General features: G+C 66.0%; 21 protein-coding genes and 1 tRNA gene. 15 read left to right on the top strand and 7 right to left on the bottom strand.

Translation table 11 applies throughout. The features are described 5' to 3' along the window. Window positions 1–87: 87 nt before the first annotated feature. Window positions 88–963: a mycothiol synthase gene (gene mshD, locus E3O45_RS13390; RefSeq protein ID WP_166789497.1), complete on the bottom strand. Its 876-nt coding sequence runs from the start codon at window positions 961–963 to the stop codon at window positions 88–90. Next, on the bottom strand, window positions 932–1,624 hold the full coding sequence (locus E3O45_RS13385; RefSeq protein WP_134443825.1) for a response regulator transcription factor: 693 nt from the start codon (window positions 1,622–1,624) through the stop codon (window positions 932–934). Before E3O45_RS13385 ends, mshD begins: the two co-directional genes overlap by 32 nt. 72 nt (window positions 1,625–1,696) lie before the next feature. On the opposite strand from E3O45_RS13385, the gene E3O45_RS13380 reads away from it, so the two are divergent. The 4 genes from E3O45_RS13380 to E3O45_RS13365 all read left to right on the top strand — a co-directional run bounded on the left by E3O45_RS13380 (window position 1,697) and on the right by E3O45_RS13365 (window position 5,371). After that, window positions 1,697–1,951 (top strand): hypothetical protein, encoded by a 255-nt coding sequence (locus E3O45_RS13380; protein WP_092451125.1) that lies wholly within the window; start codon window positions 1,697–1,699, stop codon window positions 1,949–1,951. A gap of 140 nt (window positions 1,952–2,091) precedes the next feature. Beyond that, entirely contained in the window at window positions 2,092–2,859 is a 768-nt protein-coding gene (locus E3O45_RS13375) for an FABP family protein (RefSeq protein ID WP_134443824.1), read from the top strand. 305 nt (window positions 2,860–3,164) lie between these two features. Next, the gene (locus E3O45_RS13370; RefSeq protein WP_134443823.1) at window positions 3,165–4,433 is read left to right on the top strand and encodes a folate-binding protein YgfZ; all 1,269 of its coding nucleotides are present in this window, start codon (window positions 3,165–3,167) and stop codon (window positions 4,431–4,433) included. A gap of 185 nt (window positions 4,434–4,618) precedes the next feature. After that, window positions 4,619–5,371 (top strand): phosphoglyceromutase, encoded by a 753-nt coding sequence (locus E3O45_RS13365; protein WP_134443822.1) that lies wholly within the window; start codon window positions 4,619–4,621, stop codon window positions 5,369–5,371. Window positions 5,372–5,638: 267 nt separating this feature from the next. On the opposite strand, the gene phoU is transcribed toward E3O45_RS13365, so the two are convergent. Beyond that, on the bottom strand, window positions 5,639–6,295 hold the full coding sequence (gene phoU, locus E3O45_RS13360; protein WP_104132048.1) for a phosphate signaling complex protein PhoU: 657 nt from the start codon (window positions 6,293–6,295) through the stop codon (window positions 5,639–5,641). Between the two features lie 182 nt (window positions 6,296–6,477). Here phoU and E3O45_RS13355 point away from each other — a divergent pair, with 182 nt between their 5' ends. After that, window positions 6,478–7,665, top strand: coding sequence for a cell wall metabolism sensor histidine kinase WalK (locus tag E3O45_RS13355; protein ID WP_092451115.1), 1,188 nt, complete (start codon window positions 6,478–6,480; stop codon window positions 7,663–7,665). Further along, window positions 7,662–8,345, top strand: a complete 684-nt coding sequence (locus tag E3O45_RS13350) for a response regulator transcription factor (protein ID WP_092451113.1) — start codon at window positions 7,662–7,664, stop codon at window positions 8,343–8,345. The genes E3O45_RS13355 and E3O45_RS13350 overlap by 4 nt, the downstream gene beginning before the upstream one ends. A gap of 148 nt (window positions 8,346–8,493) precedes the next feature. On the opposite strand, the gene E3O45_RS13345 is transcribed toward E3O45_RS13350, so the two are convergent. After that, the gene (locus E3O45_RS13345) at window positions 8,494–9,009 is read right to left on the bottom strand and encodes a hypothetical protein (protein ID WP_134443821.1); all 516 of its coding nucleotides are present in this window, start codon (window positions 9,007–9,009) and stop codon (window positions 8,494–8,496) included. A gap of 173 nt (window positions 9,010–9,182) precedes the next feature. Here E3O45_RS13345 and E3O45_RS13340 point away from each other — a divergent pair, with 173 nt between their 5' ends. The 5 genes from E3O45_RS13340 (at window position 9,183) to E3O45_RS13320 (ending at window position 14,863) form a co-directional block, all read left to right on the top strand. Further along, the gene (locus E3O45_RS13340) at window positions 9,183–9,665 is read left to right on the top strand and encodes a CarD family transcriptional regulator (protein ID WP_104135553.1); all 483 of its coding nucleotides are present in this window, start codon (window positions 9,183–9,185) and stop codon (window positions 9,663–9,665) included. Between the two features lie 92 nt (window positions 9,666–9,757). Next, window positions 9,758–11,080 (top strand): 2-C-methyl-D-erythritol 4-phosphate cytidylyltransferase, encoded by a 1,323-nt coding sequence (ispD, locus tag E3O45_RS13335; protein WP_134443820.1) that lies wholly within the window; start codon window positions 9,758–9,760, stop codon window positions 11,078–11,080. Then, window positions 11,077–12,492, top strand: a complete 1,416-nt coding sequence (cysS, locus tag E3O45_RS13330; protein WP_134443819.1) for a cysteine--tRNA ligase — start codon at window positions 11,077–11,079, stop codon at window positions 12,490–12,492. The genes ispD and cysS overlap by 4 nt, the downstream gene beginning before the upstream one ends. Further along, a complete protein-coding gene (gene rlmB, locus E3O45_RS13325; RefSeq protein WP_092451103.1) occupies window positions 12,492–13,628 on the top strand; it encodes a 23S rRNA (guanosine(2251)-2'-O)-methyltransferase RlmB in 1,137 nt (378 codons plus the stop codon). Before cysS ends, rlmB begins: the two co-directional genes overlap by 1 nt. A 248-nt stretch (window positions 13,629–13,876) precedes the next feature. Continuing rightward, complete coding sequence (locus E3O45_RS13320; protein ID WP_134443818.1) at window positions 13,877–14,863, top strand: type IV toxin-antitoxin system AbiEi family antitoxin domain-containing protein; 987 nt, start codon at window positions 13,877–13,879, stop codon at window positions 14,861–14,863. 148 nt (window positions 14,864–15,011) lie between these two features. Here E3O45_RS13320 and E3O45_RS13315 read toward each other — a convergent pair whose 3' ends face one another. Together E3O45_RS13315 and E3O45_RS13310 are read right to left on the bottom strand one after the other, a co-directional pair. After that, window positions 15,012–16,322 (bottom strand): DUF4032 domain-containing protein, encoded by a 1,311-nt coding sequence (locus E3O45_RS13315; RefSeq protein WP_134443817.1) that lies wholly within the window; start codon window positions 16,320–16,322, stop codon window positions 15,012–15,014. Between the two features lie 74 nt (window positions 16,323–16,396). Continuing rightward, the gene (locus tag E3O45_RS13310) at window positions 16,397–17,494 is read right to left on the bottom strand and encodes an ABC transporter ATP-binding protein (RefSeq protein ID WP_092451097.1); all 1,098 of its coding nucleotides are present in this window, start codon (window positions 17,492–17,494) and stop codon (window positions 16,397–16,399) included. A gap of 217 nt (window positions 17,495–17,711) precedes the next feature. Between E3O45_RS13310 and E3O45_RS13305 the strand changes: the two genes are divergently transcribed. From E3O45_RS13305 to E3O45_RS13290, 4 genes are all read left to right on the top strand, one after another. Next, on the top strand, window positions 17,712–18,626 hold the full coding sequence (locus E3O45_RS13305) for a thioredoxin domain-containing protein (RefSeq protein WP_092451095.1): 915 nt from the start codon (window positions 17,712–17,714) through the stop codon (window positions 18,624–18,626). A gap of 107 nt (window positions 18,627–18,733) precedes the next feature. Then, window positions 18,734–18,806, top strand: a tRNA-Thr gene (locus E3O45_RS13300). Between the two features lie 134 nt (window positions 18,807–18,940). Then, a complete protein-coding gene (locus E3O45_RS13295; protein ID WP_134443816.1) occupies window positions 18,941–20,536 on the top strand; it encodes an ABC-F family ATP-binding cassette domain-containing protein in 1,596 nt (531 codons plus the stop codon). Between the two features lie 173 nt (window positions 20,537–20,709). Further along, window positions 20,710–21,708 carry a DMT family transporter gene (locus tag E3O45_RS13290; protein ID WP_241985354.1) on the top strand — a complete coding sequence of 333 codons (999 nt, stop codon included), beginning with the start codon at window positions 20,710–20,712 and terminating at the stop codon, window positions 21,706–21,708. Between the two features lie 110 nt (window positions 21,709–21,818). Here the strand turns inward: E3O45_RS13290 and E3O45_RS13285 are convergent, their stop codons facing one another. Next, window positions 21,819–22,460, bottom strand: a complete 642-nt coding sequence (locus E3O45_RS13285) for a nitroreductase family protein (protein ID WP_134443815.1) — start codon at window positions 22,458–22,460, stop codon at window positions 21,819–21,821.

Below are 22,460 nucleotides of genomic sequence, written 5' to 3'. Positions count from 1 at the left end.
TCTCTGAGCCGTTGACTTTTCGGCGCGTCGCCCGGAATAACTCGCCGGTGTTACCCTGCGAGTCTGCCCCGACCGGATGATATGGCCTCAGTCGGCGAGGCGGCGGTACTGCACGTCGACCGTGTGATCGGTGAATCCGAGCGACCGATACAGGTGCACGGCGCCGGCGCTGTCGGCCTCCACGTAGAGGGCGGCTGTACTACAGCCGGCAGCGTGCAAGCGCTGAAGCCCCGCCTGCATGAGCGCGCGGCCGAAGCCGTGACCGGCGGCATCCGGATACACCCCGATCACATAGATCTCGCCGATCGCCCCGTCAATCTTCAGCCAGTTGTAGCCGATCATGCGACCCTCAACGTCCCGCAGAATCAAAAAGTCGTCGCTGCTGAACCACGACTCGGCCTGTCGCGCTGCCAAGTCGGCCTCGGTAATAGCACCCTGTTCCGGGTGCGTCGCAAACACGAGCGCGTTCAGGTCAACCCACTCCGCATCGTCCAGGCCTGGCCGAAATGCCGAAATGCCTGCGCCATCCAGGGAAACGGATGCCGACTCCTCGGTGTCCGCCAATGTCGTGCGCAATTCCAAAAGGGTTCGCACCGCGACGAAGTTCAGCTCGACCGCCAGGGCGCGCGCGCCGGGGTGGTCGCCGTGCGACCACGCGGTCACTACGCCGGGCTCGAGCGCGCTGAGTTCGCCCCATGCCGCCCGTCCGTACCCGCGTCGGCGACACTCCGGCGTAATAACCAGGTCGATTTCGCCGCGCCCAGCCAGCGCCGCCCCCACCAGAAGGTCGTTCGATCGCACCAAATAGGCGGTCCGCAGGCCGCTGTGCAGGTCGAACAGCCCCTGCTCGTTGAAGGGCGCGTAGCCGTCGAAGGCGAGCGCCTCCGCGGCGATGCGGCGGAATTCGGTCAGCCCGGCGGCATCCGTTTTACTAAGCGCGGAGAGAATTGGGAACTCGCTCATCGTTTTCCTCGTGCACATTGAACCGGTAGCCGACGTTGCGTACGGTGCCGATGAGCGATTCCTGGTCGCCCAGCTTGGCGCGCAGGCGCCGCACGTGCACGTCGACCGTGCGAGTGCCGCCGAAATAGTCGTAGCCCCAAACCTCGCTCAAGAGCTGTTCACGGGTGAACACCCGTGACGGATGCGCGGCCAGGAACCGCAGCAGTTCGAACTCCTTATAAGTGAGGTCGAGCGGTTTCCCGTGCACCTTGGCCGAGTAGCTCGCCTCGTCGATCACGACTCCGGCCGCGCGGATCGTGTTCGAGGGCACGGTCTGGGCGAGCCGGCCGATGCTCAGGCGGATACGGGCATCCACTTCCGCTGGGCCGGCCGTGTCGAGAATGACATCGTCGACGCCCCAGTCCGGACTGACCGCGGCCAGTCCCCCCTCGGTGATGACGAGAAGCAGGGGAGTAATGGTGCCCATCGTGCGCAGAATCTGGCAGAGCGACTTGGCCGCGGCGAGGTTGCTGCGGGCATCCACCAAAATCAGATCGGAATCCGGGGCGTGAATGAGTTGATCCGCCTGGGCGGGAATCAGTTTCGCGCTGTGTGACAGCAACGCCAGGGCGGGGAGTACGTCATTGTTGGCCGCCGAGGTCAGGATCAACAACTGCGCCACGGGCGCCCTCCAAGTGTCTCGAATTTCATACTAGCGTGCCACGGGATGCGACCGTTCAGGCACAATAGAGACGTGAGCTGGCACTGGAGAACGATCGCGACCGTGTGGTTACTGGCGATTGTGGGGGCCATTCTCACCGGATTGCTCGCCACGCCGGCCTCGGCGCTCGGCTGGTTCGGGCTCACCCTGGCCGGCTGCACGCTCGTCACGCTCGGACTGCAGATCGCCACCGGAACCAAAGAAGGTTACGTGAAACGGGTCACGCTGAGCATCGCCGGCGCCCTCGTGATCCTCGTCGCGGCGACGATTGTGGTCGCTCTGCTCTGAGCTCCCGCTAGACTCGCAGCATGGATCTGTTAGCGCTGGAACTTTTCTTTTTAGGCCTGCTCGGACTGGCCAGCTTGTCGATCGCCTGGGTATCCGGCATGGTCGTTTTCAAGCTGTTCCGGGGGCAGCGGTAAGTACGCATGTTTGACCTTCCGGTCGGTTTGCCGTCCGAACTTGTTCCACTCTCCTGGTTGATCGGAGTCTGGGAAGGTTCCGGTGTGCTCGAATACAAAATCGGCGAGGAGTCGGTCAGCCGTACCTTCGGTCACCGCATCAGCTTCAGCCACGACGGCCTGCCGCACCTGAACTACAGCTCGTACACCTGGCTGGAGCCGCTGGCTGCGGCCGCCTCTGAATCGGATACCGCTGTGCCCGAGTCCGAGGGCGCTTCTGGTGCTGGCGCTGCTCTTGAGGCGGATGCCGCATCCGCTTTGGCTGAACAAAACGTTCCCTCTGAAACGGATGTCGCCACGCCGGCCCCGACGCTGCCGCCCGAGATGCTGTCCGACGAGAAGCTCCCGCTGGTCACGGAAGCCGGGTATTGGCGGCTCAGTCGTCACCAGGGTGACGGCGACCCTGGGCCCGGCATGCTGCCGGGCATGGGGGAGCGCCCGTTCACCTCGGCGGCGGCCGTTGAAACGTTGCGCAATCGTGACGGTGGTTTCGACATCGAGGTCACGCTCGTGCATCCCGGCGGCGTCGCCGAACTCTACCTCGGCCAGGTCAAGGGCCCCCGTATCGACCTCGCCACGGATGCCGTGCTGCGCACCGCCGGATCCAAGCCCTACGCGGCCGCCACCCGCCTCTACGGCCTGGTCGACAATGACCTGCTCTGGGCCTGGGACATCGCCGCCCTGGGCCAGGACCTGCGTACCCACGCCTCCGGCCGCCTCGCCCGGGTCCAGTAGCCCCTTTCTAATCGGGACGGGGCTTGGGCTCCGCCCCTGGGCCCAGTTTATAAACTGGGCCCGCGGTCATAAGGTGGGCCCAGCAGAGCGCACCCTCCTCTTTCGCCCGGGCCCGGGCCCGGGCAGCGGGCCCATGATGGATCATGGGCCCACTTCCGTAGGGTGGGCCCAGTCGGGCCGCGACCCGGCTCGCCTGTCGAATAAATCCGCGGGCCGTAGTGTTGTTAGTGCATGAGCCGTGCCAACGAGCACGCCCCCCAAGCACGATCGCCGACCGTCAACCCGGATCGGCAGAATTGAGCGCCATGACTGACCCGGCAACAACCGTCTCACCGCTGCTCGGACTGCCCGGCGCGGTGCAGTCCGCGGGAATCGATGCCGGCGTCGCCGCGCACTACGGCAACCCCATGATCGAACAACGCTCGCTCGTTGCCGGACACGCCATCGTCGACCTCTCGCACCGCGGCGTGCTTTCCGTCGCCGGCCCCGACCGTCTCAGCTGGCTCAACTCCATCGCCAGCCAGGAACTCAAAACCCTCGCCCCCGGCGAATCCACCGAGATGCTGTTGCTCGACCCCAACGGACACCTTCAGTACGCCGTCCGCGTGCTCGATGACGGCGTCGAAACCTGGCTCCTCGTTGAGGCCGCCGAGCTGCCCGGCCTGCAAACCTTCCTTGACCGCATGAAGTTCATGCTGCGGGTGCAGGTCGTCGACCACACCCTCGCCTACGCCACCATCGGCGCCATGAGTGATGCCCCCTCCTCCGTAGGCATCACCGCCGCCGCCCCGAACGGCGTGCCGCTGACCTGGCTGGATCCTTGGGCCACTGTCGCCCGAGGCGGCTATCAGTATGCCGAGGCGCCCGAGCATCCCGGAACCCGCTGGACCTACACCGAGACCCTCGTGGCCCGCGCCAGCCTCCCCGCCCTGCGTGACGCACTCGCCGCCGGCGCCCTGACCGTCAGGCCCGAGTCCGCCACGCCCGCCGCAACAGCGCCCGCCTCCGACCCGGCCGCCCCAGTCCCAACCGACGCTGCAGCATCCGCTTCACTGGTAAAACCGGCCGGACTGCTCGCGCTCGAGGCGCTGCGCATCGCCGCGTGGCGTCCGCGCCGGGCCCGGGAGGTCGATGAGAAGAGCCTCCCGCACGAGCTGGACTGGCTGCGCACCGCCGTGCACCTCAGCAAGGGCTGCTACCGCGGACAGGAAACCGTGGCCAAGGTGCACAACCTCGGCCACCCGCCGCGCCGCCTGGTCATGCTGCACCTCGACGGGTCGGAAGGCGTGCTGCCCGCGCCCGGCGACCCGGTGCAGGCCGACCGCGTCCGGCCCGAAGCCGAGCCCGAACGGGTCGTTGTCGGCAGCATCACGTCCAGTGCCATCCACTATGAGCTCGGACCGATCGCGCTCGCCGTGATCAAGCGCACCATCCCGGGCGCATCGACGCTCTACGTCGAGTCCGAGGGCATCTCCATCTCGGCCGGCCAGGAGATCATCGTTCCGCAGTCCGCCGGGTCGGTCGCCGACATTCCCCGCCTGCCCCGCCTCGGAGTCCGCGCCCCCGTTCGCTGACCTTCCAGGGTTCCCGGGCTCGCCGACTTTCGATGGCTTATTCAGGAACTCTTCTGTGACGGATGCTGCTCCCCGCGTGTCGGCGCGGGTGGCGGCATCCGTTGTGACCAGTTTTCCTGAATTAGCCCCCGCCGGCGGGTGCGCTCCGGCGCAACTGCGTCACCCACGCTCGATAGAGTGGGCACATGTCTGCCCCCTACACACTCGTCCTCCTCCGCCACGGCCAAAGCACCTGGAATCAGCAGAACCTGTTCACCGGCTGGGTGGACGTTCGCCTCAGCGAGCAGGGTGCCACCGAAGCCGCGCGCGCCGGTGTACTGCTCAAGGACGCCGGCCTGCTGCCCGACGTGCTGCACACCAGCCTGCTCTCCCGCGCCATCCAGACCGCGAACCTCGCGCTCGAAGAAGCCGACCGCTCGTGGATCCCGGTCAAGCGCTCCTGGCGCCTCAACGAACGCCACTACGGCGGACTGCAGGGCCTCGACAAGGCGGCCACCCAGGCCAAGTTCGGCCAGGAGCAGTTCATGCTGTGGCGCCGCTCCTACGACACCCCGCCGCCCGTGCTCGACGACTCCAGCGAGTTCTCGCAGGCGCACGACGCGCGCTACGCCGACCTCGGCGACGACCTTCCCCGCACCGAATGCCTCAAAGACGTCGTCGAGCGGATGCTGCCCTACTGGCAGTCCGACATTGTGCCCGACCTGCAGGCGAACAAGACCGTCCTGGTGACCGCGCACGGCAACTCCCTGCGCGCCCTGGTCAAGCACCTCGACGGCATCAGCGACGCCGACATCGCCGAACTGAATATCCCCACCGGAATCCCGCTGGTATATCGGCTCGGCGAAGACTTCATGCCGCTTGGCCCGGGAGAGTACCTCGACGCCGAGGCCGCCGCCGCCGGAGCTGCCGCCGTCGCAGCCCAGGGCAACACGAAGTAGCCCCCATAGAAGGCCCCAGAGCAGGTGCTCCGGGGCCTTCTATCTGCCCGCAGGTCATGAGCGCGCCCGAAACTGGTGCGCGCTACGCCCGTTCGTTAGTTACCGTAGCGGCTACCGATATCGGGCGCGGTCATGCGTGCCGCGCCGCCAAACCGACCGCGGCCACCCATATCAGGTGCGCTCACCCGTGCCGCAACCGGGCGGGGCATCAGTTTCACGCAAAAGGCCCCGCGAGCGCATGCTCCGGGGCCTCTCACGTGCAATAAGTCAGTCGTTGTTGTCCTGGTGCCAGGCCCCCGTGCCGAGGTACTGCACCTTCTTCGCGATGGACACCGCGTGGTCGGCGAATCGCTCGTGGTACCGGCTGGCCAGGGTCGCATCGACGGTGTCGGCGGCGAGCCCCTTCCAGGTTTCGCCGAGCACGGCGTCGAACACGCTCACGTGCAGCGCGTCGACCTTGTCGTCTTCATTGCGAATGGTCTCGGCGAGGGCCATGTCCTGATGCAGGAGTAGCTCGGTGAGCATATTCGCGATGACCACGTCGAGCGCGCCCATTTCGGCGAACGTGCCGCGCAGCCCCTTGGGAATGACCTTGTCGGGAAAACGGTAGCGGGCCAGCTGGGCGATGTGCGTCGAAAGGTCGCCCATCCGCTCAAGGGAGGCGCTGATGCGCAGGGCACTCACGACAATTCGCAGGTCGCGGGCGACCGGCTGCTGGCGGGCCAAAATGGTGATCGCGAGTTCGTCGAGCTCGACCGTGAGTTCGTCGATCTTCTCGTCTTCGGTGATGGCCTCTTCGGCGAGGCTGACGTCACTCTCGTTGAAGGCGCGAGTGGCCTTGTCCATCGAGATGGCGACGAGCCGAGAGATCTCGACTAGTCGTTGTTGAACTTCTGCCAGCTCCTGCTGGAATACGTCGCGCATGCTGTGGTCCTTCCTTGCCGCGCGGGCACGCACGGGCCTGTGAGACCCGCCTTGGCCTCCGACCTAGAATGCCGGATTTAGGTTAACGGCAGGTGCCGTGGTCTTGAACACTTTCTAAAGTACAGGTCTCCGGCGGCCTTCGCTGCGAAGTAGAGCCCCAGAGTGTCAGTAACCTGTAGGTTATGGAATCGACGTTGCTGGTGTTGCTGTCGCTGGCACTCGGCCTCGGCGTCGGGGCTGGCTTCGTGACCCTGTTGCACGTCGCCGAACGGCACGGACGCCGCGCCAGCGAAGTGGTCAACCCGGCCGTGCCCGACGGAATCGACCAGGTGCTCGACGCCCTCGAGACCGCCGGCGTCGTGCTTGACCCGTCCAACAACGTCATCAAGACCAGCCCGGGCGCCCTCACTCTCGGTCTGGTCTGGAACCATCAGCTCGTGCATCCCGAACTGCTCGAACTCGCCCGACGAGTGCGCAGCACCGGCGAGCCGATCAGTGAAGACCTCGTGCTCTCCCGCGGCCCGTTCGGCGACGCAAGCATGCGGTTTCGGGTGCGCCTGGCCCGGCTCGGCACTCGCTACGTGCTGCTCCTGGCCGAAGACCGCACCGAAGCCTTCCGCCTCGACGAGGTGCGCCGCGACTTCGTCGCCAACATCAGCCACGAACTGAAGACCCCGATCGCCTCCGTCGGTCTGCTCGCCGAGGCGCTCGACAAGGCAGCGGATGAACCGGCGCAGGTTCGCCGCTTCGCCAACCGGTTAACGACCGAGTCGGCCAGGCTCGGCCGCCTCACCCAGGAGATCATCGAACTGTCCCGGCTGCAGGCGCAGGACGTGCTCGCCGAGCCGGAGAATCTCAGCGTCGACGACATCGTCGCCGCGGCCGTCGATCAGAGTCGAGTCGTCGCCGAGGCGGAACGCATCACCATTGTTCTGGGCAAGAAGTCTGGTGCCCACGTTTATGGCGATGAAGCCCTGCTCATCGTGGCCGTGCACAACCTGGTCGCCAACGCGGTGAACTACTCCCTCGAGGGGTCGCGCGTGGGCGTTGGCGTGCGCCTGCAGAAGGGCATCGTCGAAATCACCGTCACCGATCAGGGCGTCGGAATTGCCGAGGCCGATCTGGACCGGGTCTTCGAACGGTTTTTCCGGGTCGATCAGGCCCGTTCGCGCCACACCGGCGGAACCGGACTGGGCCTGTCCATCGTCAAACACGTCGTGCAGAACCACGGCGGAGACATTCGCGTCTGGTCCCAGCCGGGCAGCGGATCCACTTTCACCATCCGTCTCCCCGAGGCGGCGCAGCCGATCGAACCCGGCCCCAAGAAGCCGCAACCAGCCGCACGTGCGGCCGCAGGAGACACACCATGACACGCATCCTTCTGGTCGAAGACGAGAGCGCGCTGAGCGAGCCGCTGAGCTTCCTGCTCGAACGTGAGGGCTACGAGGTCGTCGTGGCCGAAGACGGGCCGAGCGCGATCAGCGAATTCGACCAGAACGGCAGCGATCTCATCCTGCTCGACCTCATGCTGCCCGGAATTCCGGGTACCGAGGTGTGCCGCGAGATCCGCACCCGGTCGACGGTACCGATCATCATGCTCACCGCCAAGGACTCCGAAATCGATATCGTCGTCGGGCTGGAACTCGGCGCCGACGACTATGTGACCAAGCCGTATTCGACGCGCGAACTCGTCGCGCGCATCCGTGCGGTGCTCCGGCGCCACGACGATCAGGGCGGCGATGACGACGACACCACGCTTGCCGCCGGCACCGTGCGCATGGACGTCGAGCGGCACGCCGTCTCAGTTTCCGGCGAACTCGTGAATATGCCGCTCAAGGAATTCGAGCTGCTCGAGTTTCTGCTGCGCAACGCCGGCCGGGTGCTCACCCGCGGTCAGCTCATCGACCGGGTCTGGGGCACGGACTACTTCGGCGACACCAAGACGCTCGACGTGCACATTAAACGCATCCGTTCGCGCATCGAGGCGGTCCCGTCTGACCCGACCATGCTCGTCACCGTGCGCGGGCTCGGTTACCGCTTCGAGGCCTGAGCCGTCACGGACGGGCGGCATCCGCTTGACCAGGCAGGCAGTGGATGCGCGCACTCGCGCGCGTCCCGCCGGCCGCTCGGCGCCGGCTGCCGCAGACATAAAACAGGCCGCCGTCCCCGAGGGGATGGCGGCCTGTGTGCCGAAGAACCTACGCTGCGGGCGTCTCAGTCGGCTCGGGGGTCTCGGTCGGCGCGAGCGTCGGCAGCAGGGTCGAGTACTCACCCTGAGTGCCGGTCAGCACGGGCAGCAGAAGCTCGACGCCGGTCTCTTCGCCGTACTGGAAGAACACCGGAAACAGCGACCCGGGCTGGCTGTCCATGTTCTCGAGAATGACCGATTCTTCACCCTCGGTGCCGAACGTCACGGTCGTGTTGGCCTCGACCGGAATATCCTGCGATACCGTGCCGGTGCTGGACTCGTACTGCACGACCAGGTTCTGCTCGGAGTCGGTCGTGTTCACGACGGACACGATCAGGTTCGCCAGTTCACCGTCGGTCGAGAGCAGCAGACCGTTGCGAATGTGGATCTCGCCAACATCACCGCTGACTCCGTCGCTCGCGTTGTACTCGATCGAGGTGGCCTGCGGTGCGAAAAATCCGCATGCGCTCGTGCCCAACAGAATGCCGGCCGCCAATACAACGGATGCAGCGATGCGCGCTCTCACAAGACCTCCATACCGAAGCAGCGGTCGACGGTGGGCCGGCGCTGCAGAATTCGCTTTGTCACTAGCTTAGCGGCGAGTCTGGGCGGCGACATGTCGTCGCCGCGCCTCGCGGGGGCGCGCGTACTCTAGCACCACCTTGATGTGGTATTATGAACGTTGCTGGAGGGATCCCTATGCTGTTTGAGGTTGGCGAAACTGTTGTTTATCCCCACCATGGCGCTGCGACGATCACCGAGGTGAAAACGCGCATCATCAAGGGTGAAGAGAAGCTCTACCTCAAGCTCAACGTCACGCAGGGTGATCTGACAATTGAGGTTCCCGCCGAGAACGTCGACCTGGTTGGCGTGCGCGACGTGATCGGCCAGGAGGGCCTCGACCGGGTGTTCGAAGTGCTGCGGGCACCGTTCACCGAGGAGCCCACCAACTGGTCCCGCCGGTACAAGGCCAACCTCGAGAAGCTCGCCAGCGGCGATGTCATCAAGGTGTCGGAGGTCGTGCGCGACCTGTGGCGTCGCGACCAAGACCGCGGCCTGTCCGCCGGTGAGAAGCGCATGTTGGCCAAGGCCCGGCAGATCCTGATCAGCGAGTTGGCGCTGGCCGAGAAGACCGATGAAGAGCGGGCCTCCACCGTTCTGGATGAAGTCCTCGCTTCCTGATTCTTTATTTTGCTTCGTGAGGGGCGGTGCCGCGAGGTGCCGCCTTTTGCATGTTCATCCCGCTGCATCGCCCAGATAGATACCCTCCAGATATGACTGTTCCCCTCCTGCCGCCGGCCAGCCCGCTCGACGACCCCTCACCCGATGCGCCCACCGTTGCCGTGATCATCGTCGCTGCCGGCAGCGGAATCCGTCTGGGGCACACCGAACCTAAAGCATTCGTTTTGCTGCATATGCGCCCGCTGCTCGACCACGCCCTAGATTCCATTTTTGGAATGCGTTCGCCCGTGCAGATCATCGCCGTTGCCCCCAGCGACCGGGTAACGGATGCCCGCGCCATCGCCGCCGCTGTCGCGGCTCGTCACGAGTCGCCCGCGGCGGCCCTGACGATCGTCGTCGGCGGACGCACCCGTCAGGACTCGGTCGACCAGGGCTTCGCCGCCCTGCTGCCGAGTATTGACGTGGTGCTCGTGCACGATGCCGCGCGTGCTCTCACCCCCGCCAGCTTATGCGACGCCGTCGTCGACGCCGTGCGTTCCACCGGGCACGGCATCATTCCGGGGCTCCCGGTCGTGGACACCATCAAACGGGTCGCCGCCTCCGGCGCCATCCTCGGCACCGTCGACCGATCCGAACTCTTGGCCGTCCAGACCCCGCAGGGATTTCCCCGTGCCATGCTCGCCGCTGCCCGCGCCTGGGCCGTGCAGAACGGCCGGTTCGAGGCGCTCACCGACGATGCAGCCCTTGTCGCCGACGCCGGTCACCCGGTCTCCGTCATTGCCGGCGACGCCCTCGCCTTCAAGATCACCACGCCGGAAGACCTCGACCGAGCTGACTTGATCCTGCACGCCGCCGCAACCCCGCCGCTGCTCCCGCTCCTCCCGCGCATCGGTACCGGCCTTGACGTGCACGCCTTCGCCGCCGACACTGAGCCTGACGACACCACCGAGCTCTGGCTGGCCGGGCTGTATTGGCCGGGGGAGCGCGGCCTCAGCGGTCACAGCGACGGCGACGTCGCCTGCCACGCTATCTGCGACGCCCTACTCGGCGCCGCCGGTCTCGGTGACATCGGCAGCGTGTTCGGCACGACTGATCCGCGGTTCAGCGGCGCCCACGGCGACGTTTTTCTCACCGAAACGGTGCGCCTGGTCGCAGCCGCCGGCTACCAGATCGGCAACGTTTCGGTGCAGATTATCGGCAACCGCCCCAAGTTTGCGCCGCGTCGGGCAGAGGCCGAAACGCGACTCGCCGGCATCCTCGCTGCACCGATCAATATCGCAGCAACCACGACCGACGCCCTCGGATTCACCGGTCGCGGCGAGGGCGTCGCGGCGACGGCCACGGCGCTGCTCTACCCGCTCCCGCCCGCAGCACCAGAGCCGGGTCAGACCCCTGACCTAAACTGGGAGGCGTGACCATGCAACTGTACGATTCGAAGGCCCAGGCCTTGCGTGACTTTGTCCCCCTCGAACCGGGCCAGGTCGGAATGTACGTGTGTGGACCCACTGTGCAGTCCAGCCCGCACATCGGTCACCTGCGCAGCGCCCTGGTCTACGACCAGCTGCGCCGCTGGCTCAGCTACCGTGGACTGAACGTCACGTTCGTGCGCAACGTCACCGACATCGACGACAAAATTCTGATCAACGCCAAGGGCTCGAGCGAGCAATGGTGGGCGCTGGCCTACCGCTACGAGCTCGAGTTCACCGCCGGCTACCAGCGCCTCGGTATTCTTGCCCCGACCTACGAGCCGCGCGCGACGGCGAGCATCACCGAGATGCAGACCCTCATCGCGACCCTGATCGAACGCGGCAACGCCTACCCGGCCGCTGACGGTTCGGCCGACGTGTATTTCTCCAGTGCGAGCTGGGCCGCCTATGGCGCGCTCACGCACCAGTCGCCGGACAATATGGAAGCGGCAGTGGATGCTTCGCCGCGCGGCAAGCGCGACCCCCACGACTTCGCCCTGTGGAAGGCCCACAAGGAGGGCGAGCCGACCTCAGCCGCCTGGCCATCGCCGTGGGGCGTTGGTCGCCCCGGCTGGCACATCGAGTGCTCGGCTATGGCAGCCCGCTACCTCGGCGACCGGTTCGACATTCACGGCGGCGGACTCGACCTGCGGTTTCCGCACCACGAGAACGAGCTGGCCCAGTCGAACGCGGCCGGCAGCGACTTCGCGAACTACTGGGTGCACAACGGCCTGGTGAACGTGAACGGGCAGAAGATGTCCAAGTCGCTCGGCAATTCCGTGTTCGCGGCCGAACTGCTCGACCAGGCTCGCGCCATCGTCGTTCGCTATTTTCTCGGCGCGGCCCACTATCGCTCGACCATTGACTACAACGACGGGTCCCTGGCCGAGGCCGAGGCGGCCCTCGAGCGCGTCGAAAGTTTTCTCGACCGTGCAGACCGGCGCCTTGCCGGTACCCGGTTCGCCGGGAGTGGCGTCGAGGTCGTGCCCGACGAGTTCGCCGCGGCCATGGACGACGACCTTGCCGTTCCGCAGGCGCTCGGTGTGTTGCACGACACCGTGCGGGCCGGAAACGCCGCGCTGGATGCCGAAGACCTGCACGCTGCGGCATCCGCTCGCAGTGAAGTACTCGCGATGAGCGAAGTGCTGGGAATCAACCCTTTGTCGCCCGGCTGGGCCGTGGCGACGGACGAACCGGCCATGGTGGCCCTGAGTGCGTTGGTCGAGCGGCTGCTCGGCGACCGCAACCTCGCCAGGGAAAACCGCGACTACGCGGCCGCAGACCGAATCCGGGACGAACTCGTCGCCGCCGGAATTACCATCGAAGACACCCCGTCGGGTGCCCATTGGAGCTTTGACTGATGAAGAACTTAGACCGCAAATCGCGTACCGGAGCGGTGCGCAAGGGTAGCCGTGGAGCCCAAGTCGGCTCCGGCGGCCAGGGCCGTCAAGCGCTCGAGGGCAAGAAGCCCACGCCTAAGGCAGAAGACCGTCCGTACCACCCCGCGGGCAAGCGCAAGGCTGCCGCCGAGCGCTTCACCGCGGCCGGCGGCTTCAACTCCCGCCCCGCAGCGGATGCTTCCGCCAACCGCGGCGGCTCCCGCGGCGGCCCCGCTGCTCGCGGCGGTGCCCGCGGCGCATCGCAGGGCGGCCCGCAGCGCGGCACCGGCAACACCGGCGGCGGTGGCTCTTCGACCCGTCGCGCCCAGCAGATCGACGAGCACGAGATTGTCACCGGCCGTAACTCGGTGCTCGAGGCGCTGCGCGCGAAGATTCCGGCGCTGACCCTGTACATCGCGGCGCGCATCGAAATGGATGAGCGCGTAAAAGAGGTGCTGCTCATGGCGACGAGCCGCAACATCCCCATTCTCGAGGTCATGCGCCCCGAGCTTGACCGTCTCGCCGGTCGCGACGCCGTGCACCAGGGCCTCGCGCTCAAGGTTCCGGCCTACGAGTACGCGCACCCGATGGAGTTGCTCGAACTGACCATCAGCCGCGGCCACAAGCCGTTGTTCGTGGCCCTCGACGGCATCACCGACCCGCGCAACCTGGGTGCGATCATCCGTTCGACCGCTGCGTTCGGCGGCCACGGCATCATCGTTCCGCAGCGTCGCTCGGTCGGCGTCACCGCCTCAGCCTGGAAGACCAGCGCCGGCGCCGCCGCCCGAACGCCCGTCGCGATGGCGAGCAACCTGACCCAGACGCTCAAGGCGCTCAAGGCTCAGGGCGTGTTCGTGCTCGGCCTCGCCGGCGACGGCGATGTGTCGCTGCCCGACCTCGGCACCGGTTTCGCCGAGCGCCCGATCGTGATCGTCGTCGGCAGCGAGGGTAAGGGCTTGTCCCGCCTCGTCACCGAGACCTGCGACGCGATCGTGTCGATTCCGATCAGCGCCTCGACCGAGTCGCTCAATGCCGGAATCGCCGCCGGCGTCACCCTGTACGAGGTCTCCCGCCTGCGCGCCGAGATCAAGAAGGCCAAGCAGGCCGCGAAGCAGTAGCCCCTGCGCGGCGGCCCGCGCGCCCCTGTCGCCGTCTCTTTTTGCGACGGGGCCCGGGCCCGGGAACTGGGCCCATGATAGATCATGGGCCCGGTTCCGTAAGGTGGGCCCGGCCGGGCAAGCGGGGCGCGGCCGGCGTGCGCTCCGCGGCGGCCCGCGGCTCTCCTCCACAGCGGATGCCGCCATCCAGTGCCCACAAGTCCGCCAACTTTTCGACGCTCGAGACCCGTACCCGGTAAAAAGTAGCCATGCTTGACAGCCTGGATCTACCAAATGCCCGCAACGAGGGCCTCATTCTTGCCGAATCCCTGCTCGCATCGGGACTCACCACCCATGCCGTGCGCGCACTTCTTGCGAATGGGCAGCTGGTGCGCATCCGTCGTGGAATTTACGCCCTGGGGGCGGCCTGGCGCTCCGGCCACAGCGAGGACCGATATCGACTCTTCGTACGTGCCACCGTCCTCGCGGCCGAGCAGCCGCTGCTCCTCTCGCATCATTCGGCGGCGGTGCTGCATGGCCTGCCCATCATCGGCCCGTGGCCGCAGGTCGTGCACGCAATCAACAATGACACCGCTGGCGGGAGCAGTGCCCGATTCACCACGAGTCATCGCAGCGTGGTCGAGCCCGAAACAGTCACGGTGAACGGATGCGCCGCCACCAGCCTTCCCCGCACCCTCATCGACGTGGCAGCCAATTCGACTTTTCTCGTCGGCGTCACGATGATGGACCACGCCCTACGAGTGGAGCAGGAGCGCGCGGAGGCGGAACGCCGGCATGGAACCCTTGGTCCCCCGGCCCTCACCAAAGACGCGCTGTATGCCGAACTCGCCAGTGTGCATCCGCGGAACGGAGGCGCCCAGGCGCGCCGCGCAATTGAATTCGCGAATCCGCTTTCAGCTAACCCGGGCGAGTCCCTCAGTCGCGTTCGCATGGCCGAGTTGGGCTTCGAGATTCCCGACCTTCAGGTGCGTTTTGTGGTGAAGGGGCGCGAGTATTGGGTCGACTTCTTCTGGCGCGGAGTGCGCAAGATCGGCGAGTTCGACGGCAAAATTAAGTACACCCGGGGCGCCATTCTGGGGGACCGTCATCCCTCAGAAGTTGTCATCGTTGAAAAGGATCGCGAGAACCTGCTGCGACCCGGTGTCAGCAGCTTCGATCGGTGGGACTGGGACACGGCCTACTCGCCCCGCCTGTTTTACGAATTCCTGACCGAGCACGACGTTCCCCGAGCCTAATCCGCAAAGCGGATGCCCGCCGCCTCACGATCCGACCTTGGCGTCAGAGTGGTGTTCTGGTGCTCCAGGCCCACCTTACGGAATGGGGCCCATGATCTATCATGGGCCCCGTTTCCGGGCCCGGGCCCGGTCGAAGAAGAGGAGGGAGCTAGACCTTGAGGGTCCAGTCGTCGGCGTCATCGGGGTCGACCGAGGTATCGTCGCCGAGCTGCACGCGGATCGGCAGTGTGATTGCGCCAGTCAGCGGGTCCATCACGGTTGCCTCGTCGCGGCGGTGCCGCAGCACATCCTGCACATACGAGGTCACGGCCTCGGCCAGCGGAATGTCCCGCGACTGGTTCTGCGCCATGTACCAGCGGTGATCTAGCAGCTGGTGGAACACCTGCGCCCGCTCGAGCTTGCCCTGCATCTCCACAGGTATCGCCCGCACCACCGGCTCGAACACGCGCACGAGCCACTCGTGCGCGACCATTTCCTCGTCGGCGGCCGGCGAACCATACGCAGCGCGGTAGGAGTCGAGGTCGTTGAGCAGCCGACGAGCCTGGTTCTCTTCGGCATCGAGGCCGGTCAGGCGCAGCAGGCGACGCTGATGGTGTCCGGCGTCGACAACTTTGGGCTGAATCCGCACGCGCGAACCGGTCCCATCGGTCTTGATCGCGAGTTCCTCGATGTCGAAGCCGAGGTTATTGAGGCGCTCGACGCGTTCGGTGATGCGCCACCGTTCGGAACTGGAGAACGACTCGGAGCCGGTTAGCTCCTTCCAGAGCAGCCGGTAGGCCGCAACGATGCCGTTGCTGACCCGGATCGGGTCGAGTTCGTCGGCGACGCGGCCGCCGGCTTCGAGGTCCATCAATTCGCCGGCAATGTTCACCCGGGCGATTTCCAAATCGTTCTCGCGCTGGCCGTTCGACAGCCCACCGGAATACAACTGTCCGGTCTCGGCGTCGACGAGATAGGCCGCGAAGGCGCCGGCATCGCGCCGAAACAGGGTGTTCGAGAGCGACACGTCGCCCCAGAAGAATCCGATCATGTGCAGCCGGACCAGCAGAACGGCGAGGGCGTCGACCAGCCGGGTGGCAGTATCCGGGCGCAGGGCGTGCGAATACAGGGCGCGGTAGGGGAGTGAGAACTTGAGGTGCCGGGTTACCAGAACCGAATTCAGGGGGTCGAGGTCGGCATCCGTTCTATTGGTGATGACGGCGACCGGCTCGACACAGGGAATCTCGAGGTTGGCCAGGGTGCGCAGCATGTCGTACTCGCGCTTGGCCATCTCGCTCGTGGTCTCCTTGATGGCGACCACCCGCCCGCTCAGGTGAGCGAACCGCACCAGGTGCCGGGAAATGCCCTTGGGCAGCGAGGCGATGTTCTCGTTCGGCCAGGCGTCCAGGGGCAGATGCCACGGCAGGTCGAGCAGCGCCGGGTCGGCCGTGGCCGCGGTGATATTGAGGGAACCGCTCATAGTGTGACCCTAAGAAAAAGGCTGGAGGGAGCGAACTCCCTCCAGCCGAAAGCCAAAAATAGTCGAAAAGCTGACTAGTCGGTGACGGCGCCGCCGAGGCGCAGGCCGGTTTCAGCGTCGAACACGTGCAGGTGGTTCGGGGTAGCCGTGAGGTACACCGTCTCGCCGGCGTTCGGGTGCGAGCGGCCGTCGACGCGAGCGACAATGTCGGTGCGCTTGCCCTCGATCGTGGAGTGACCGTAGAGGTAGCCGTCGGCGCCGAGCTCCTCGACCAGGTCGACCTCGATCTGCAGGCCCTCGCCGGCGGTCGACGACATCTGGATGTCTTCCGGACGGATTCCGACGGTGACCTTCTTGCCGGTGGAGCTGGCCAGGGTGTCGCGCTGCACGGGAACGGTCGCGGTGCCGAACTTGATGCCGCCGTCGACGGTGTCCGCGAGGAACAGGTTCATCGCGGGGCTGCCGATGAAGCCGGCCACGAAGACGTTCTGCGGCTTCGCGTACAGGTCGCGGGGCGAACCTACCTGCTGCAGGATGCCGTCCTTCAGCACAGCAATCCGGTCGCCCATGGTGAGCGCCTCGGTCTGGTCGTGGGTCACGTAGACGGTCGTGACCCCGAGTCGGCGCTGCAGCGAGGCGATCTGGGTACGCGTCTGCACGCGCAGCTTGGCGTCAAGGTTGGAGAGCGGCTCATCCATCAGGAACACCTGCGGCTGACGCACGATCGCGCGTCCCATCGCAACGCGCTGACGCTGACCACCGGAGAGGGCCTTCGGCTTGCGGCTGAGGTAGGGCTCCAGGTCGAGCAGCTTGGCGGCCTCGAGTACGCGGGCGGCACGCTCGTCCTTGTTGATGCCGGCGATCTTGAGCGCGAAGCCCATGTTCTCGGCGACGGTCATGTGCGGGTACAGCGCGTAGTTTTGAAAGACCATGGCGATGTCGCGGTCCTTCGGCGGAACATCCGTCACGTTGCGGTCACCGATGAGGATGTTGCCGTCGTTGACCTCTTCGAGGCCGGCGAGCATCCGCAGCGAGGTGGACTTTCCGCAGCCGGACGGGCCGACCAGAACCAGGAACTCGCCATCGGCGACCTGCAGGTCGAGCTGGTCAACAGCGGGCCTGGTGGAACCAGGGTAGAGCCGAGTTGCCTTGTCAAAGGTCACTGAAGCCATGATTATTACTCCTTCACCGGCAGGAACGTGCCGGACGATCCGTTGTGAATAGGATTTGTCCGCCGCACGCCGAAGCACACGACCTTTTTATTATTGCACGACGGATGCCCCGCTGCCGGTTTTCGCCCGCCCGCCCCGTTTGGTCGATTCCCAGTCAGGGGATCTACTATTCGAAAGGTGCGCTAACGCGCGCACTCACTCCTCGAAAGCGATCTTTATGACTATTGGCGGACCCAGCGACAGCAGTCCCTCAAAAAACCGACGCCGTGACGCGGCCCGCATCAAGGCCAAGCAGCTGCGCGTCAGCCAGAAGAAGAAGGACCGCCGCAACAAGGTCTTCCTACAGGGCGGAATCGGCATCGCGGGCATCGCCATCGTCGTGCTCGTTGCCGTCATCATTGTCAATTCCATCAAACCGGCCGGTCCCGGCCCCAGGAACATGGCGAGCGATGGCGTCCTCATCGGCGAAGGCATGATCACGGCCCTCACCCCGGCGCTGCAGCCCGACGCCGCCGCTCGGCCCTCCGAACCCGATCCCACCGGTGCCGTCGCCAACATTCGCGTCTACCTTGACTACCTCTGCCCGTTCTGTGCGGACTTCGAAGCAGCCAATACCGAGCAGATCGCCGAGTGGGTCGACTCCGGTGCCGCCACCATCGAAATTCACCCGGTGTCGATTCTCAAGAGCAAGTCCGCCGGCACCAAATACTCCCTGCGAGCCGCCAATGCTGCAGCCTGCGTCGCCAACTACTCGCCCGATGACTTCTTCGACTTCAACTCGGCGCTGTTCGTTGACCAGCCCGAGGAAAACAAGCCCGGCCGCAGCAACGATGAGCTCAAGGCCGTGGTCAAGGATTCCGGAGTACGCACCGCGCTCTCCAGCATTAACACCTGCATCGACGACGGAACCTTCGAGTCCTGGGTTCAGGCCGCCACCGACCGATCCCTCGACGGTCCGATCGCCAACTCCTCGATCAAGGCCATCACCGGCACCCCGACCGTTCTGGTCAATGGCAAGCCCTACACCGGCTCGCTCGACGACCCCAAGGAATTCGCCTCCTTCGTGCAGCAGGCCCTCGGCGAGACCTACTCGACCTCGACGCCGACCCCCACCCCGACACCCGCCGGGTAGCTATGAAGCGGATGCTGCTGCTCGTGCCATTGCATCCGCTTCTCCTGGCCGATGGCGGCAAAGGCCCGGGAATCATTTAGGATGGTCTTTCGAGGCCCTGGTCTCATGCCGGCCTGGCGCAATTGGTAGCGCACCACTCTTGTAAAGTGGGGGTTACGGGTTCAAGTCCCGTGGCCGGCCCTCTCAACCCCTGCTCCCCACTGGGATGTAGGGGTTTTTCTGTGCCGCCAGGGTCCCACAGGGCCGCCACGTACACTGATGGCTGGGGTTTTTCGAGCGGATGCCCGCTGCAGAAACCCCGGGAGGAAACACACATGAGCCTGATCCGGCTGAACGATGTCAGCATCCGCTTTGAGAACACGCAGATTCTGCGCGAGGCGTTCTTTCGCCTCGAACCCGGCGACCGGGTCGGCCTGATCGGTAAGAACGGCTCCGGCAAGTCCACCATTCTCAAGCTGATTCTCGACCAGGTCTCGCCAGACGCCGGCGAGGTCACCCTCGAAGATGGCATTCGGGTCGGCTATTTCTCCCAGTTCTCCGAACTCAACGGTGCACAGACCATAACCGAGGTGCTCGACGAACTGTTCGTGGCCGTGAAGGCAGTCGAGGCCGAGCTCGCCGCGATTGATGCGGCGATCGCCCTCGATTCCTCGGCCAGCGCCGAACTCGACCGGCTGATCGGGCGGCAGGGCGAGCTGTTCGAGGAGATGGATCGGCTGGACGGCTGGGACTACAAGCGGCACATCGACACCGCGCTGACCACCCTCGGATTCAACGAGGCGCACCGCGTCTGCGCGATCGATGAGCTTTCCGGCGGCTGGCGTAACCGGGCTGCCCTGGCCAAGATCGTGCTGGAAGCTCCCGACGTACTGCTGCTCGACGAGCCGACCAACTACCTCGACGTGGCCGGGGTTGAGTGGCTCGAAGCCTGGTTCAAGAGCTTCAAGGGTGCTGCCATCGTCGTCTCGCACGACCGTAAGTTTCTCGACGCTGTCGTCACCCGCATCATCGAGGTCGAGAACTTTCACCTGCACGAGTACCCCGGCAACTTCGGCGAATACATCGTGCAGAAGCAGTTTCGGCTCAAGACCCTCGAGGCACAGTTCGTGCACGAATCCGAGCTGCTCGCCTTCGAAGCCGAGGGGATCGCCGACCGTCGGGAGGCCGCCAAGGCCGAGAGTCGTCAGCTCGGCAACCAGCTGGCGCACATCAAGAAGTCGCGCACACCGCGCCCGGTCGACCAGATCATCACCGAGATCTACGGCAACCTGCACGTCAAGGACGTCCTCTGCCGGGTCGACGGCCTGGCCAAAAGCTTCGGCGACAAGGTGCTGTTCGAAAACCTCAGTTTCGAGGTGCGCCGCGGCAACCGCATTGTCGTGCTCGGCAGTAACGGCAGCGGAAAGACGACCCTGCTGCGGGTGCTCACCGGCGAGGAGAGCGCCGACCACGGTGACGTCGCCTGGGCCAGCGGCGCCGGCGTTGTCTCGTACAACCAGATTCTCGCCGAACTCGACCAGAGCGACACCGTCAGTCATGCCGTCAACGCCATGCCCGGCAGCCTCGCCCTCACCGCGACCAAGAAGTCGGTCAACCGTTTTCTGACCATGTTCCAGTTCAGCGAGGCCGACCTCAAACAGAAGATCGGTGCTCTCTCGGGCGGTCAGCGCGCCCGCGTCGCCATGGCGCAATGCCTGCTCTCCGGAGCGTCGGTGCTGCTGCTCGACGAGCCGACCAACCACCTCGACATGTCGAGCACCCAGGTGATGGAACGCGCCCTCGTGCACTTTCCCGGGGCCGTCGTGGTGGTCAGCCACGATCGCTTCTTCACCGACAAGATCGCCAACCGCCGCCTGGTCTTCGGCAGCGAGGGTGCAGCCCCCGGCGAAATCGAGGTGCGCGCCGCCTGACGCGCCAAGCCTCGCCCCGCGCGCTGTTTTCGACCGGGCCCGGGCCCGGGCCCGGAAACTGGGCCCATGATAGATCATGGGCCCAGCGACCTAAGGTGGGCCCCGGGCGAATCGGAGCCCGACTGGGCAGCACCGGGCAGAACCCGCACGCACCCATCTCGTAGTATTGCCAAGTGACAGAGGACAGCGCACGGACCCGAACGGATGCTTCGGCCGCGCCAGCGGCATCCGCTGTGCCGATCTGGCTGGCGCTTCTGTTCTCGGTGCTGATCGGGGCCATGTATGCCGTGCAATCGCGCGTGAATGGCGAACTCGGTCATCAAATCGGCGACGGATTCACTGCCGCCGTCATCTCCTTCGGCTCCGGGCTGGTCATTCTCAGCCTTGGCCTCGTCGTGTTCCGAAGCGGTCGCCGCGGCCTGCAACTCGTCACTCGCGCGGTGCGAGCGAAAACCCTGTCCTGGTGGCACCTGTTCGGCGGCCTGGCCGGCGCGCTGTTCGTACTGTCGCAGGGCCTTGTCGCCGCGCCACTCGGCATCGCCCTGTTCACTGTCGCCGTTGTGGCCGGTCAGACCGTGAGCGGTGTACTCATGGACCGGTTTGGCATCGGTCCGGGTGGGCGCCGACCGCTGCACGCGTCCAAAATCGTTGGCGCGGTGCTCGCCCTGGTCGCCGTAGCCTGGACGGTGAGCGGCGAATTGGGCGGCAGCGACGCGCTCTGGCTGCTCGTGCTACCCCTCGTGGCGGGTATCGGCCAGGGCTGGCAGCAGGCCGTGAACGGTCAGGTGCGGGTCACCGCGCAAAGTGCGCTCACGGCAACTTTTCTGAACTTTCTCACCGGATCCGTCGCGCTCGTACTCGCGGCGCTCGTGCACGGTGTGCTGGTCGGTTTCGCCCTCGATCTGCCGGGCAACCCGTGGCTCTATACCGGCGGGCTCATCGGCTGCATCTTCATCGCCGGCGCCGCGCTCGTCGTTCGTACCACCGGCGTGCTCATGCTCGGCCTGTGCATCGTCGCCGGCCAGCTGCTCTGCGCCCTTGCGCTGGATCTGCTCGCGCCCACTCAGAGGCATCCGCTCGGCGTGACGACCCTGGCCGGAACCGCGCTCGCCCTCGTCGCCGTGGTCATCGCCGCGGTGCGCTGGCACCGGCCCGGCCACGCCCGCACCTGACCGTAGCCCTTGAACGTCCTGTCCCTTCCGCCCGGGCCCGGAAAGGGGCCCCTGATAGATCACGGGCCGGCGCTCCAAGGCGGGCCGGGGACGAAGCCCACGGCCCCGAGCTACAGCACCCCCAAAAACTCCTCCGGATCAATCGACAGCCGCACGCACGGTTTCGACTCCTCGGGAATTCCCCCAACGTAGAGCCAGCCGAGCAGCTCTTCCCCGTCGGCAAGGCCATGCAACGCTCGCACCGGCGCCGATCGCACCAACGGCCCGGTGCGCCACATCGCCCCCCAGCCGGCGTTTTCGAGCAGCAGCGTGAGAAGGTGCGCGACGCCCGCAGCCGCGGCATCCTGTTCCCAGCCAGCCACCTTGAAGTTCACCTGCCGTGACGCGACGATCGCGATCAGCAGCGGTGCGCGCAGCGGCTTGGCGGCCAGCTTGATCGCTTCGAGCCCCTCACAAGCGGATGCCGCCACAAACGCCGCTCCGAGCCGGTCGCGGGCGTCGCCGCGCAGCTCGAGCAGCCGCCACGGACGCAACGCGCCGTGATCGGCCACCCGCGCGGCCGCCGCCACGAGCGGCAGCAACTCCGCCCGGCTGGGGGCGAGCGTCGTCACCTTGGAATAACTGCGCCGGTCAGCGACAGCTTTGAAGACCGCCGCGGTATCCGTTCTGAAACCGGTCGTGTCCCGGCCGGGAAGACCAGGATTCGCTCCGGCCGAACCTGCCGCTGCCGAGCTGGCAACCGCACCCGTCAT

The organism is Cryobacterium sp. TMS1-20-1 (assembly GCF_004402355.1).
GTDB lineage: Bacteria > Actinomycetota > Actinomycetes > Actinomycetales > Microbacteriaceae > Cryobacterium > Cryobacterium levicorallinum.
The sequence above is the reverse complement of the archived record's forward strand: the minus strand, read 5'-3'. Positions and strand labels throughout refer to the sequence as shown.

Coding starts and splice junctions, on each gene's coding strand:
- E3O45_RS13310 (WP_092451097.1), bottom strand. CDS start 17,494: ATGGCTTCAGTGACCTTTGACAAGGCAACTCGGCTCTACCCTGGTTCC.
- ispD (WP_134443820.1), top strand. CDS start 9,758: ATGACTGTTCCCCTCCTGCCGCCGGCCAGCCCGCTCGACGACCCCTCA.
- E3O45_RS13365 (WP_134443822.1), top strand. CDS start 4,619: ATGTCTGCCCCCTACACACTCGTCCTCCTCCGCCACGGCCAAAGCACC.
- E3O45_RS13370 (WP_134443823.1), top strand. CDS start 3,165: ATGACTGACCCGGCAACAACCGTCTCACCGCTGCTCGGACTGCCCGGC.
- E3O45_RS13350 (WP_092451113.1), top strand. CDS start 7,662: ATGACACGCATCCTTCTGGTCGAAGACGAGAGCGCGCTGAGCGAGCCG.
- E3O45_RS13355 (WP_092451115.1), top strand. CDS start 6,478: ATGGAATCGACGTTGCTGGTGTTGCTGTCGCTGGCACTCGGCCTCGGC.
- E3O45_RS13315 (WP_134443817.1), bottom strand. CDS start 16,322: ATGAGCGGTTCCCTCAATATCACCGCGGCCACGGCCGACCCGGCGCTG.
- phoU (WP_104132048.1), bottom strand. CDS start 6,295: ATGCGCGACGTATTCCAGCAGGAGCTGGCAGAAGTTCAACAACGACTA.
- E3O45_RS13320 (WP_134443818.1), top strand. CDS start 13,877: ATGCTTGACAGCCTGGATCTACCAAATGCCCGCAACGAGGGCCTCATT.
- E3O45_RS13340 (WP_104135553.1), top strand. CDS start 9,183: ATGCTGTTTGAGGTTGGCGAAACTGTTGTTTATCCCCACCATGGCGCT.
- mshD (WP_166789497.1), bottom strand. CDS start 963: ATGAGCGAGTTCCCAATTCTCTCCGCGCTTAGTAAAACGGATGCCGCC.
- E3O45_RS13305 (WP_092451095.1), top strand. CDS start 17,712: ATGACTATTGGCGGACCCAGCGACAGCAGTCCCTCAAAAAACCGACGC.
- E3O45_RS13295 (WP_134443816.1), top strand. CDS start 18,941: ATGAGCCTGATCCGGCTGAACGATGTCAGCATCCGCTTTGAGAACACG.
- E3O45_RS13285 (WP_134443815.1), bottom strand. CDS start 22,460: ATGACGGGTGCGGTTGCCAGCTCGGCAGCGGCAGGTTCGGCCGGAGCG.
- rlmB (WP_092451103.1), top strand. CDS start 12,492: ATGAAGAACTTAGACCGCAAATCGCGTACCGGAGCGGTGCGCAAGGGT.
- E3O45_RS13375 (WP_134443824.1), top strand. CDS start 2,092: ATGTTTGACCTTCCGGTCGGTTTGCCGTCCGAACTTGTTCCACTCTCC.